The 13,551-nt window shown below is 55.2% G+C and carries 9 protein-coding genes; 3 read left to right on the forward strand and 6 right to left on the reverse strand.

What is annotated here, in order from left to right:
- Positions 1–230 precede the first annotated feature (230 nt).
- The 3 genes from LDN85_RS16555 (at position 231) to LDN85_RS16565 (ending at position 4,784) form a co-directional block, all read left to right on the forward strand.
- Positions 231–2,006: a CDP-glycerol glycerophosphotransferase family protein gene (locus LDN85_RS16555; RefSeq protein WP_223943560.1), complete on the forward strand. Its 1,776-nt coding sequence runs from the start codon at positions 231–233 to the stop codon at positions 2,004–2,006.
- Positions 2,006–3,934, forward strand: coding sequence for a hypothetical protein (locus LDN85_RS16560; RefSeq protein ID WP_223943561.1), 1,929 nt, complete (start codon positions 2,006–2,008; stop codon positions 3,932–3,934). Before LDN85_RS16555 ends, LDN85_RS16560 begins: the two co-directional genes overlap by 1 nt.
- A 64-nt stretch (positions 3,935–3,998) precedes the next feature.
- Positions 3,999–4,784 carry an acyltransferase gene (locus LDN85_RS16565; protein ID WP_223943562.1) on the forward strand — a complete coding sequence of 262 codons (786 nt, stop codon included), beginning with the start codon at positions 3,999–4,001 and terminating at the stop codon, positions 4,782–4,784.
- A gap of 859 nt (positions 4,785–5,643) precedes the next feature.
- Here LDN85_RS16565 and wecC read toward each other — a convergent pair.
- From wecC to LDN85_RS16595, 6 genes are read right to left on the reverse strand one after another with little or no spacing between them, the layout of a single operon-like run.
- Positions 5,644–6,906, reverse strand: coding sequence for a UDP-N-acetyl-D-mannosamine dehydrogenase (wecC, locus tag LDN85_RS16570; protein ID WP_223943563.1), 1,263 nt, complete (start codon positions 6,904–6,906; stop codon positions 5,644–5,646).
- Positions 6,907–6,933: 27 nt separating this feature from the next.
- A complete protein-coding gene (locus tag LDN85_RS16575; protein ID WP_223943564.1) occupies positions 6,934–8,847 on the reverse strand; it encodes a glycosyltransferase in 1,914 nt (637 codons plus the stop codon).
- Positions 8,844–9,728, reverse strand: a complete 885-nt coding sequence (locus tag LDN85_RS16580) for an ABC transporter ATP-binding protein (RefSeq protein ID WP_223943565.1) — start codon at positions 9,726–9,728, stop codon at positions 8,844–8,846. Before LDN85_RS16580 ends, LDN85_RS16575 begins: the two co-directional genes overlap by 4 nt.
- The gene (locus LDN85_RS16585) at positions 9,721–10,587 is read right to left on the reverse strand and encodes an ABC transporter permease (protein ID WP_223943566.1); all 867 of its coding nucleotides are present in this window, start codon (positions 10,585–10,587) and stop codon (positions 9,721–9,723) included. The genes LDN85_RS16580 and LDN85_RS16585 overlap by 8 nt, the downstream gene beginning before the upstream one ends.
- A 10-nt stretch (positions 10,588–10,597) precedes the next feature.
- Positions 10,598–12,358 carry a glycosyltransferase family 4 protein gene (locus tag LDN85_RS16590; RefSeq protein WP_223943567.1) on the reverse strand — a complete coding sequence of 587 codons (1,761 nt, stop codon included), beginning with the start codon at positions 12,356–12,358 and terminating at the stop codon, positions 10,598–10,600.
- Entirely contained in the window at positions 12,355–13,509 is a 1,155-nt protein-coding gene (locus tag LDN85_RS16595; RefSeq protein ID WP_263422066.1) for a glycosyltransferase family 4 protein, read from the reverse strand. Before LDN85_RS16595 ends, LDN85_RS16590 begins: the two co-directional genes overlap by 4 nt.
- Positions 13,510–13,551 lie beyond the last annotated feature (42 nt).

Here is a 13,551-nt window from a genome sequence, read left to right on the forward strand (position 1 = left end):
CCCCCTTGCTTACGATCGTCCTCGAAGAGTCGGGCACTCTTGACAGAGAATCTGTCATGTATCGACGACTTGTGTCTGCACGACTGCGTTTGGAATCTGAATTTACTATTCTTCACATCGCTGAGCCCCTGACGACGGCGAGCATAGCGCGGCTTTGCAACGAGATTGACAGTAAGTACGTGGTCTTCATGAGGACCTCCCACCAGTTGTCAACGAACTATGTGACCACAATGCTTGATTACCTGCGGACACGCACGGTCTACCTTGCTGAACCGGTCATCTATACGGGTCCAATCCCCAACAACGTCGCTTCCACCAAGATTGACCAGAACTACCACTACGGCCGCGACACCGACGTGTTCGGCACAGCGTTCAACACGCGAAGACTTGCAGACGCTTTGGAAGCAATCGGGGACATAGACCGCGCCGGACTTTACATCAGCTACCGCCTGTATTGGTCGCTGGGATCCCTCAAGCCGTTACCCACCGGCTTCTCAGTTGCATCGGAGACGAAGGCGGCAATCGGCCTTCAACTCGGCGATGACGTTACGAGGCTGGTGCCGCTCATCGCGACATCATCGACAGAGGTGCGGCTTCACCTGGTTCGCTTCCTGGCTGCCTTCCTTCGAGGACTCCGGGCTCAAAAAGTATCCGGTGTTAGTTTGGCCCATCTTCGGGATGTCATTCACGCATTCGACTTGGCCGAATTCGCTTCGTTGCTTGATCCCCTCCAACCCTTCGAGGGATCATGGCTCCGCTGGCTAAACGAACCAGAAGATAGGTACCTCTATAAGCAACTAAGCGACGGGGATTCATATCTCGTTTTCCACGAGGGCGAAGCTCAAGAATCGGCACTTCAGCTCTATCGTCTTCGCTTAGGAGACGACGTTCTGACCATCGAAAAGGCCTACGTACCTCGCGTCCGTAGACCGGGCTACTTCCGTCCGGCAAGTTATGACTTTTATAGCCGGCCCATAGATACCTACTCGACGATTCTCTTCTTTGATCGGCCTCTCCAAGCCGATGACAATGCCGAACACTTGTACGAGTACTTCATCAATAATCACCCGGAGTACAAGAAAGTCTACTTTGCCCTAAATCCAAAGTCGGAAGACTGGGATAGACTCCTAGCCAAGAATTTCAAGCTTGTCCCGATCTTCACCCCTGAATTCTATGAGAAATTTCTCATTTCAGACCTTGTAGTCTCTTCGCAAATCTACAATATTCGGTACAAGGGAAAATCGTTCGCAAACTCGAGGTTTGTTTATCTCCAACATGGGGTCCAACTAAATGATATGACCGATTGGGTCCTATCAAAGTATTTTGATATTTTCGTCGCGACCGGCCAGATCGAAGCCGACTATTTGAGTAAGTTTGCGCCCGTGGAAACGCTCAACTCGGGGTTGCCTCGCATGGAATCCCTGGCTCGAGCCGATCACACAGATCAGCATTTGCTCTTCCTGCCCACATGGCGGTTCAATTTGCACCAGTCCTCCACGGAGCACTTTACGCAATCGAGCTATTTCCGTTCGATCGATGCCATCTTGTCAGATGCTTCGCTGCTCAATTTCTTGGAACGCACCGGACGAACTTTGCACGTCAAACTACATCCAAACGTTGAGAAGCGTGCCAGCCATTTCCGATTCTCGGACCGTGTAGTCAAGTCTGAACTTAGCTACCGCGAGGCGATCTCTTCGGCTGAAATGGTCTTTACTGATTACAGTTCAGCCGTGATTGACGCAGCATTCATCGGGACACCTATCGCCTATTATCAGTGGGATTCGGTTGATTTTTTCAATGATCAACCGTATGAAGGGCGGCTGGATTTCCGGAAAGATGGATTGGGGCCGGTCTTCCAAGAACATTCGGAAATGGTCAACCACATAGTTAACGAACATTACACTCAGCTGGATGACCAGTATGCCCATCGCCGCGCCCGTTTCTTCAAGGGAGTAGACCCCGCGCGGATTAATTCGACAATCATTGAGAGGATGTTGAGTCTCTGATGAAGATGGTCAACGGAGCAAGGCGCCGCATATCCGAGCTGGGGAAATCTGCAGCATACTCAAAGCTGGGCACGGATGTCGCACGAAGAATCTTGTCTTCGCCCGCAGACAGCGCGATACAAAAGTACGTAAAGAGCAAAGGATTAGAAGGAAGTGTACGACGACTAGCTTCCGAAAGTCTTCCGCCAGGCATGTACTTTGCGAAACTCACCATTCATGACTGGGAAAAGTATCGCGGAAAGCCGTTCCGTTTGCTTCAAGACTCAGAAGTTGTTTACGGCAACGAAATCGAGCCACCGGCTCGTGGGTTCCCTCTGGAGTACAGGAACATCGTTGTCACCTCGAACGAGGCCTCCCGATTCAAACTGGATATCAGTGCCGCTTATGAGCTCAAGATCGGACGAGGTGTCTTTACTACTCCCCAACAAGTCAAATATGATGCGCAGTACGGCGTAAAGCAATACGGTGACGTCTTCTATTCACTGCGGGGGAACACTGTCAACCCCAAGAAGTTGCTAATAACTTTTCCTGGGTTCGGACCTTCGACTTCACGCATCTCTTACGCCGTCAGCTATCTCAAGGACATTAAGGAAGCAGACTTGAGGGACACACTGATGGTGTGTTTCCAAGATCGCTACTTGGCAGCTGGCTCCTACATGATGGTTGACAGTGCCGGCAGGTCACTCTATGAGCGTGTTTGGAGCGTTCTGGAGGGCCTCCGCAGCGAACACAACATCGATGAATCGCAGATGTTGTTTTTCGGTGCGTCAAAGGGCGGCAGCATAGCCATTAATTATGCCAAGGATTTTCCGCAGGCCCACCTTCTTCTCGCTGTACCCCAAATGAACTTGCCGTATTATTTCAACAAGCCATTCTTCCGCGACAATCTTTTCAGGAATAGCTCGATACGACATGCCGAGCAACCGGAGCAATTGTTGCGGCAGTACTTTTCTGAGGGTCGGAAGATAGACTATTTCTATACTAATAGCGACGAACTCAGCAATCATTCGCTAATAGAACTTGCCAATGACGTTCCAGGGTTGACCAAATATAGGGTTGACGGCGGGCATTCAGCCGTTGCAAGGGCTGCTCTACCGTCAATGCTCGGTCTCATGCGGAACTTCCTGCACGGCGAAAGGAACAAGCAGTTTCGATGCGAAAACCTGCGTTCCTATGTTCGCGGAGATGGCGTCCTCGCCCAAGCGCGTGTTGACAACCAAGCTTCCAAAATCAAGGGTGCGAATTGGTACTTGGAGGGTAATCTTGGTCGTACCAAGTTTATGCAGCTCTTGACCGAACATTCGTATCAATTCATTAAGTTCACCTCCGACACCCAGATTCTTGCAGCCGCCTATGATCCGATCGAAACGATCACGGGGCTTACGGCACTCGAAGCAAACGGGAGCCGCTGGGCCAGCAACCTGCCTACTCCTTTGACCAGGGGTCGCAAGCAGAGCCCCGTTGGCGTCTTTTCTTTCGACGAGCTGATGCTCACCAGTGTGGACCCGAGGGAATACGTTGTCCTCGATGGCGACGTTCACGGTAGATACCGCTATCGCAGCTACATGGTTGATCCGGCCGGCGACACGATGGAGGTGCACTTCGTTAAGGATGCGACACAGCCCGTGGACAACATGCTGGAAGCCAACGGCACGAATCGTACGTCGCATGTTGCCGTTGTAGAGCCCATGACTAATTGGAACCTCGCTGATCTTGTTGCACTACGCTTTGTTATAACGGCAGGCGCACAACGCCTAAGGATTGTCCTGCACGACGACTCAACGCGCAAAATGGCCATGGCGTTGCTGTCGGGCATCGACTGGAAGGATTCCCACGTAGTGGTTGCGTCGCCAACACCACCTGAGGCCAGCGCTAAGATTAGTGCTGCGCTTCTCGAGAAGGAAGCGCTCCTGTCTGATGCTAGATAATCCGAGTTCCGCGATCTTGGCCGAAACACCGAAGACGATACAGATCATTGGCTCGTATGCTGACGTGTCCAGCATCAGCAACAATCACGTACACCTGAACCAAACTGCTGAGTCTGAATTCATCAACTCAACTGTTGAGTTCGTTGGCACCGGCAACGTCCTTTTCATCGAGGATGGTGCGAAGCTTAGAAACTCAAGACTTCGTTTCATGGGAAGCAACGCGGTCATTCATATACGCAAGTCACCTCGATTTGCCCGCGTCGTCGCATCGGTTTTCGAAGACTCAGTTTTATACATAGGTCCTGGCGCTTCATTCACCGCTGAAGCGCGGTTTCTTCCCACTGAACGCAAGCATGTGATTATTGGCAGCGATGCAATGTTTTCGTCAAGGGTAACGTTTAGAACCGCCGATCCCCATCTTGTTTATGCAGTCGGGAGTCATCGTCGAATTAACCCAAGTGCATCAATTTGGGTGGGTGACCATGTTTGGCTCGGCGAGGACACTTTGTTATTGAAGGGTGCCCGCGTCGGTTCTGGCAGTATCCTGGCCGCCAGAGCGCTGATCACAAAGACCGTCCCCTCGAATTCAACAGCCGTTGGTGCCCCGGGCCGTATCGCCGGTACGGGAATATTCTGGACACGCCCTTCCGTTCACGCCTACACCCAGGCGCAGACTGATCGCAGTTCGTATGAACCCAAGGATGACTTCATCTATGCACGGGACGAGTTCGTTATTGACGTTGGCAAACTTGAGGCCGAACTCGATCTCGCCGAAGATGGCCTGGCCCGAGCCGCATGGTGTAAGCGTCTCGACAACATCGAAGCGAAGAACCGATTCTTTGTTGCGTGAATGACAACGGCTTATCGCTCAGGCAAGCGATCGTTCGCTGATACATGCCACCTTCAACCCGGCAGACCCTTGTGGCCCTAATGGGCCGGTCGCCCTCCTCAGCTTCTGCAGGGGTAGGGCGACCAGGCAAAGGCCCGTGCGGAATCGCGTTCGCATAACCACGGAACGGGTCGAGTAGGGCGGATTTGCTCTCTTGCTGAGGCCCCGGCTCCGTTGAGCTCGAGCCGTCGGACCGTCCGAAACTGCCTGAATCAACGTCCGTGAACCTGCCAAGCACGACCTTGGGCTACCAACGCGGGCGTCCGCAATCTGGACGCTTGATGGACGTGGGTGGACTTCTGAGGCTCATCTTCGCCAGCGCCACCCCGCGTGTTAGCCGCTGAGCTCCGCCCCATGGACCTCTCCACAGTCTGCAAATTCAGGCCTGAAGTGTTCGAACAGCGGCGCCGATCGTTTATGTGCAGCACGGATGGGTAGTGGGTTCCCTCATGCCGAGCGCTGTCGCCATGGCCTCTAGCTAAACGACATCCGGATACGCCGGTGAAGCAGTCTCCACTGAGCTCTTGACAACAACGGGGCGGCAACAGGTCTTGCCTTTAACGCGGCGCCACGCTGGAGTCATACCCTCCGGGGAATCGTTGAAGACACCGCTAGCTCTACCGTCCCGCTTAGGCCTGCGTGATGGCACGGACGGACGTGGCATAAGACTGAAACTGACTCATTGCGCCGATAGTACGGATCCCAGAGGCGAAAGATATTTCACCTCGAACCACGAAGAGTCGAAATGTGGCAGCCGCGTTAGAAGCCCGCAGCGGGGTCAACTTGCCGAAAACATGACCAAACCTGGCCAACTTCACGGTCAGCTCAGAGTGTCTTGCCAAACTCCACGGGTGTCCACCACTTTTTTACTTGCGAACATGCTCGTATTCAATCCGCGGAACTGATCATGGTCTACGAGGAGCAGAACTACCTCCGAACGCTTAATGGCATCCTCCACCGAAGTAAGTTCCACATTGTCCTTCTGGGCCAAAGTTCGGGGAAGGGCTTCTATGTGTGGTTCGGCCACGTTGATGCGCCGGTCCTTCAGTCGACCGGAAAGAATGCCTGTAATTTGAACGGCAGGAGACTCTCGAAGGTCATCGATGTTGGCTTTGAACGCTAGTCCCAGAACCGCCACCTCCGCTGTGCTGTCCAGCCCAGCAAGTGCTGAAATAGTTTGCTGAACGACCCATTCCGGTTTCGCATCGTTGACCTCGCGAGCCGTCCGGATGAGTGTAGCCTCGTCGGGTGACGCAGCGACTATAAACCAAGGATCAACCGCAATACAATGTCCGCCGACGCCCGGTCCTGGCTGGAGGATATTAACCCTCGGGTGATGGTTCGCCAGGCGAATAAGTTCCCAGACGTCAATGCCCAGCTTGTGGCTGATGACAGACAACTCATTTGCGAACGCGATATTGACGTCACGATAGGAGTTCTCGACCAACTTTGCCATTTCGGCAGTAACAGCATCTGTCGTAAGTATTTCACCTTGACAGAAAACAGCATAAAGGGCCTTGGCGGCCTCAGCGGCTTCGGGAGACATTCCTCCCACGATCCGATCATTCGTTACCAGCTCGATCATCACCCTGCCCGGCAGTACCCGCTCGGGGCAATGTGCGACAAGGATTGCCGGGCGCCCATCTTCACCGTCGATGCTCAGATCCGGGCGAAGGTTCAGGATGTAGTTCGCCATGTGCTCGGTAGCGCCCGGAGGGGAGGTTGACTCAAGGATCAGGAGCTCGCCACCTTGCAGCTGTGGTGCAATACCGCGGGCCGCTGCCTCAATGTAGGTTAGGTCGGCCGAACGGTCGTCCCTAAAAGGCGTAGGCACGGCCACAATGTAGGCCTCGGCCTGCGGAGTCGAAGTTGTAGCCTTAAGTCGTCCTTGGCTAACCGCGCCGGACACGTGGATGCCAAGGTCCGGCTCGACGAAAGGCACTTCGCCGGCGTTGACAGCCTCAACGGTGCGTTCGCTGACATCAACGCCTATGACTTCAATGCCATTCGTTGCCAAGATAGCGGCCGTAGGAAGGCCGATGTAACCAAGTCCGATAACAGCCACACGATTGATGGTGTTCAAAATGCTCCCCACATTGGGTTGTACGAATTAGACAGTCACGTGTTCCGCTGGATTGCCCCAAAACTCCACGTCTCCAATTGAAAGGAGGTGATCGTCCGAAGCAGTCCACGTATGGCCGGATCCGGATCTTTGTACGTAATAGTTGTACCGATCGGATGCGTAAATACTCCCGCCCCCATCGCTGACGGAACGCAAAAACGCCGTATCTTCGCCTCGGCCTATCTCTTCGAATTGATGCCGTTCGAAGACCGATCTTTTTGCCATGATGGTTGCTCCGATCACCATGTGGTGAAAGCGGTGCTCCAAGCCTTTGAACCTTAGCAATGACGCATTCCGGCTTTGGATGTACATGTAGTGGGCCAGTTTGCCAACCACGTCCGCCCCGGAGTACATCAACGCGTTGACCTGATCCCGCAGATAGTGCGGACCGTAATAATCGTCGTCATCCATTTTTGTGAGAATGGAGCCGCTCGACTCTGCGACACAAAGGTTGAGGCAAGCACCAAGACTAAGAGCCCGAGGGGCATGAAGGAGCTTCACTTGGCCGACGCCGTACTTCTGGCGGAGACTCCAGATTTTCCAGCCACTGGGTTTGAACCCGTGTGTTAGGAGAACCAACTCGACGTTGACGCCTTGCTGTGAACCCACCGTGCGGAAGATATGTTCCAACTGATGGGGTCGAATAGTGGACACCAAAGCGCTGACAAGATCCGGCTGGACGGGACGAACCCGGAGTGGCAGTGCCAGCCCAACTACCTTCTCTGCCCTGTGAGCGTAGGTATGCTCGGCCCAGATACGACGTTGGGCCCTGTGTACAGAGCGGTCATTCAGTTCAGGGCTCCTCATTAGCGCCCTGATGATGTTGGCCGCCTCTTCTTTGGTCCCAACGTTGTGAATTTCCCCTTCGGGGAAGAACCTGGGCAGTGCGGGACTCGGCATCGTGACAACCGGAGTACCTGACGCTGTGATCTCGAAGATTCGACGCGCGCACATGCTGGGCGAATCGATCACAGAGTTGACGTTCAGAAAGACCTTGTATGCCTTATAAGCCGACAACATTTGGTCGTAGCTCAGCGAACCTACCACCCGTGAATCGTATGGCGCCGGAAATTGGTAGTCCGGATTGCCGCCAAGCTGCCTGGAAAAGATCTCCAGCCCATGCTTGACCCGGTCCGACCCCTCCATTGCACCATCCAGGAGAACCTGCATCTGCTCGCGTCGCTCCGGGTACTTATGGGCAAAGTACATGCCAGCGAACGCTACATCCCGGGAGTGGCGACCGCTCTTGGGGCGAACAGGGTTGTGGATGGCCGGCTGAGCGGCGAATGGCAGCACGTCGACGCGATTATGCCCCAGTGCCTCCCTGTAGGCCGGAAGCTTGTTCTCGTCCGAAGTAAGAACTATGTCAAACTGACGTGCTGCCGGTAGGAAGTCATCGAAGTGAGGAGGATCTTCTTTATTCCAAAAGACTGTAGGCAGATCGTTGTCCCGGCACCACTGCATGAGACTCAGAAATTCGAGTTTCGGACCGCTGGTACCGGTCAGCTGATAACGCCAGGAACCATCGTTGCCTTCCCAAGCAGACTCGACGAACAAGAAGTCCGCCGGGATCTCCTCCAATTGCTCACGCCAGCGGTGCTTGTCCAAGAACACAAGATTCCACTCATAGGCAAAAGCTTTGGCAGAAAAGTTATCTAAAATGACAGCAACCGTTAAATCACTTCTACGAGCAGCAACGCTGGGATAGTCGAAGGCGGGGAAGGTTAGTTGACTTTTTTGTGCCCCGGCCTTCGGCCTCGCAGTACGGGCACCGACGTTCCTTCGAGATGTTTTGTTCGCGGACAAGGCACGTTGACGTCCAAACCACGTCCAGAACTGACGCATTCCGCCGGTGCGCAGATGCCAGGCCGCCTTCCGCAAGTTCTCCATCGTATAGATCATGCTCGACTCCTACGCATCTTGCTTCTAGCCAGTACTTCTGTCATTTGTAAGGCGGCTCGCGCTTCGTCGCGGATTCTTGCGGCCGTTATGCCGTTACCCCTGGCCAAGTTGCCCGTGAAATCCTGGTAGGCCTTGACAGTTTCGGCAGGACCACCGTCCATGATCATATGCCCCATGTCCAACCACACCACGCGGCTGCACATGCTGGTGATGGTGTCCAGGGAATGGCTGACTATGAAGACACAGCCGGCCTGTTCCCGCAACTGGTCCATCCGACGCTTACTTCTGTCTCCGAACTGAGCATCACCGGTATTCAGTGCCTCATCAACAAGCAGAATCTCCGGATCAATACTTGCAGCGATCGCGAAACGGAGTCTAGATGCCATACCGGAGGAGTAGGACTTCATGGGCAGATAGATGGAGTCTCTCAGGCCGGAAAGCTCAACGATACTAGTGAACTTTTCTTTCACCTCACGACGACTCATTCCCATGGCAAGGCATCCCAAGATTACGTTTTGATGTCCCGAAAGGTCGCCGACAAGCGCGGCGTTGACGCCCAACATAATTGGGGTGCTCGAAGCGAAAACGGCCCCTGACGAGGGCCGCACCTGTCCACAGATCAGCTTCATGAGCGTACTCTTGCCGGATCCGTTTCGGCCGATGATCCCGACAGACTCTCCACGCTCCACAACGAGCGAGAGTTCGTGAAGAGCACTAACGGTTACTGTATTGGGCCGACGAGTCAGTCGTCGAAGGAAATTGGTTTCACGGCGCTCTTGTGCCACAGCGTCAGCATCTGTGGTGACTACCCGGTACTCCATGGTTGCGCGGTCCACCACGACACAGGGATGACCCTCAACGTCCAAAACCTGCTCAGCCACGACCATAGGATTCCTCCCCCTGCCAGAAGAAGACCATGCCAATCATGAGCGCAGCAAGGGCCCAAATAGCGAGGATGGCCCAGGATTGCCACGATGGTGGCTGCGCGTAAAGGACGCAATTTCGAATAATGTCAATGACGTTGAAGAGTGGATTGATCTTCATCACCGCCAGAATCTCCGGATGGGTGACAAAGCGCTCATAAGAGTAGAAGATGGCGGATCCATACATCCAAGCCCTCATGAAAAAGGGCAGAAGATGGGTTGCATCGTGAACCCGGGAGATGATCCGAGCCAGGATTAAGCCAACACCCAGGTTGAAAACAGACTGGAGCGCCAGCGCCGGCAGGATCATTAGCCAGAGCCAGGTGATGTTCTCGACCGGCGGCACCAACGTAATGATCAAGAGCATTGCGAGGATCAGAGGGACGTTGGCCATCATTTCGCGGATGTTTACTCCGATGGGCAAAGTAGCCCTCGGGAAGTTGAATGCCTGCACAACCGACTTGTTGCTATGGATCGACCTCGCACCGCTGGTTATAGCCCCAGAGGAGGCCTGGAAGATGAAGACGCCGATGACCAGGTATCCAATGTAGTTCTCGATGCCTTTGCCTGTTTGCAGGAGCAAGCCAAACATCACGTAGTAAGTGAGCCCACTGAAAATCGGGTTAAGCAGCAGCCATGCACTGCCCAACCGGTCGCGACGGGTACCGCTTTGGACCCTGGCCCTGGCGTCATAGAAAATAAACTCGCGGAAATCCCAAAGCTGGACCAAGTAGTCCAGAAACTTCGGGCGCGCTCCCACGCGCGTTAGTCGCCGCATGTCGACAGCCAACGGCTGCACCATTGCTGGCTCTGGCATGAGTGCCTTCTTAGCCGACATCAGCTTGCCTCCTCGTGTATTTTGAAGCCAAAGTCTCATAAGCCTGTAGGTAGGCTTCAGCGTTCGCTTCCCAGGTTCGCGTAGCCAAAACATGCTGCCTGCCTGCAGCACCGAGACGCCAGCGCAGCCCCTCGTCCTCAAGCAGTTCGAACAATACCTCCGCCAGCCCTTCCGGATCTGATGGCTCGGCAAGCCGGCCGTTGACGCCGTCGTGCACTATCTCCTGCAAGGCCTCCAGCCTGCTGGCTACCACGGGCCGCGCCGATGCGAGAGCTTCAACAGGCTTTAATGGCGTGACGGAACGTGTAACTGAAAGGTCTTTCCGGGGAACTACAAAAACATCCAGTGCCTGATGGAAGAGTCGCGCCCGTTCTGGGGGGACTCGACCCGTAAAGAGAACGATGTCTTCAAGGCCCAACCGTTTTACCTGATCGCGGAGGGCTGGCGCAGCCGTCCCATCACCCACTAGAACCAGCTTCAACTTTGGCAGCCTCGGCACCAGCAAAGCAAATGATGTGACCAGATCCTCAAGGCCCTCGTAATCCACGAGGCTGCTGACTGTACCGATGTACAGAGCATCAGGGGCAAGCCCTAAGGCCGCACGCGCCTCCCCATGAGATACCGGTTCGTTCAGATACTCCCCGCCCACGGCGTTTGGGGAGATCATGATCCGCTCATCAGGAACACCAGCCGCCAGTATGTTGCGCTTCATCGACTCGCCCAGGGTTACCACCAAGTCAGCACTTCGCATGATCTCGGCCTCACGCTCAGTGAACAAGCGATAACGTTCGCTGCTGCGCGCCTCCGGTCCTCTGCTTGACGCCCATGTGTCGGCCAACTGTCCGCGAACCTCGTAAACCCATGGAATATCGAGTGCATGGGCAACCTCCCGCGCGACGAGGCCGTTTACAAAGTGAGTGGTGGTGTGCAGAACCGAAGGTCGGAAATTCCGAGCCAAGGTCAGCAACTCCGATGCCTGTTGCGCCAGGCGTCCATCCATTGTCGTCGCCATGCTGCCCGGCAAGATCCGCTCGTATCGAACGCCGTCGACTATGTCCTGCCTCCGAGCAGTGAGCTCACCAATCTGGACGGGATAGCCCAAGCGAGTAACGGCAAACGTTTCCCATCCGGCTTCCTGCTGCGCGGTCAGGATGGAGTGCGAACGGCGCGCGTATCCGCTACCCGTATGCGGCACTGAGTTGGTCAAGAGGTGAAGTACTCGTCGGGGTTGAGGTACTACAGTCACAGGTTTGAGGGCTGGCTCCCAACCTTCGAACACCTTAAGTTCCGATTGGAGACGAAGCCGTTGCTTGGCCATGCTGCCTGGTTTGCCCTGAAGAACGTCAAGAGCACCGCTCATATCGCCTCCGTACCACCTGCGCCTGGCCACGGTGGCTGCCACGAACCTTGAGTTCCCAGCACGCTGCAAGAGGACGTCTGCCCACTGAGGCTGACCCGCGGCAATGGCAACATCAGCAGCTTTCAGGGCTGGCACACCTTCGACGTTGGCAGCCAGTACGCCCTCAAAGCGCCGGGCAAGTTGAGCCTCTTGACCCGCTGCATGGCTGGCTAGCAAAAACAGCGGACGCCCCGATGAAGGTGCCAGTGACGCAACGAGACGCGCAAGCGGCCTAACGAACTTCGCCGGCAGTTTCCTCAGAATCTGGAGCACCAAGACAAATGGTGCCTCGGTTAGGTGCTCCGTCACTGTTCCTGCCGCCAGCCTGATGTTGCGGAGAAATTGGATCATGTGGTGTGCTCCCGCTCGGAGGAAAGTTTCGGGTGCACAAGCGAAGATATGCTGTCCATGTATTTGACCGCCAGTTGAGCGTAATCAGCGTTATCACGCACCCACTCACGCCCACTTGCGCCAGAAGCCAAGCGTCGCCGATCCGCAGCCAGATCCCGCCATAACTGTGCCACCGCTTCCGGGCTGGCAGGCACGACGTCTCCCCCCCTGGCCTCCAGAATGATACGTTCAGCTTCACCCCGCACGATAGCGGTAACGTGTCTCCCAATGGCCAGGACCTCGTAGGTCTTTGAGGGCACCGTAGTCTCAAAAGACTTCCAGTCATCGCGAAGAGAAACCACACACGTGTCTGCTTCCCGATATTTTTCCAGCACTTCCCGTCCTTGAAGCGATGGGAAAAAAGTTACGGGAGCGCCCAGTTCCCGGGCCAACTTCACTAATTGTGGGCGGGTCGTGCCGTGCCCAACGAGCGTCAAGTGGAAGGCGTCACCGAGCAGGGCACTGGCGCGAATCAGCACGTCCAGGCGTTGGCTCTTTCCGTGATTTCCCAGGTACAGAGCTCGGAAGACGTCGCGCTCCGTCGGTGGTGGGTCCAAAAATGGGACTAAGTGTAGATCGAGCCCGTTGCTTACTGTTATAACGTTCTGCAGCCCGCGTTCCCGCAACGTATCTGCAAAGCCTTCCGTGACTGTCACGACAAGGTCGGCCCGCTGTTGCACGAACTCCACAGCTCGCTCTATGAGGCTTTTGACGCTGCCTTGCACCATTCGGGCATCGCGGGCAAGGTCAGGCCACGCGTCCCGCATTTCGACAATGAACGGGACTCTACGAAGCTTGGAGAGAACGTAACCAGTGGCGAGGGTAGGGAGGCTGGGCGCAGTCGCAAGAATTGCATCGGGCTTCTTGCTCCGCAAGCCGATGGGAACGGACATGACTGCCGAGAACAGCTGATCAACAAAGCGCGCAAGCGACGACGTCCCCAAGTGCCTCAGGTAAGGGACTCGTCGAATAATTTCCCCGTTTGGTCCGGTTTGCTGCGAGAAAGCCAGCCCAGCTTCCCTGCGAGGTAAATTGCGGCGACCGTTGGGATAATGAGCCACGGGAGCGACAACTTCCACTTCCCAACCCGCCTGACGAAATTCACGGGTCAAGGACAACCATCGACGCTGAGGAGGACTGTGCTCAGGCCAGTA

Source organism: Arthrobacter sp. StoSoilB20 (assembly GCF_019977295.1).
Classification (GTDB): domain Bacteria; phylum Actinomycetota; class Actinomycetes; order Actinomycetales; family Micrococcaceae; genus Arthrobacter; species Arthrobacter nicotinovorans_A.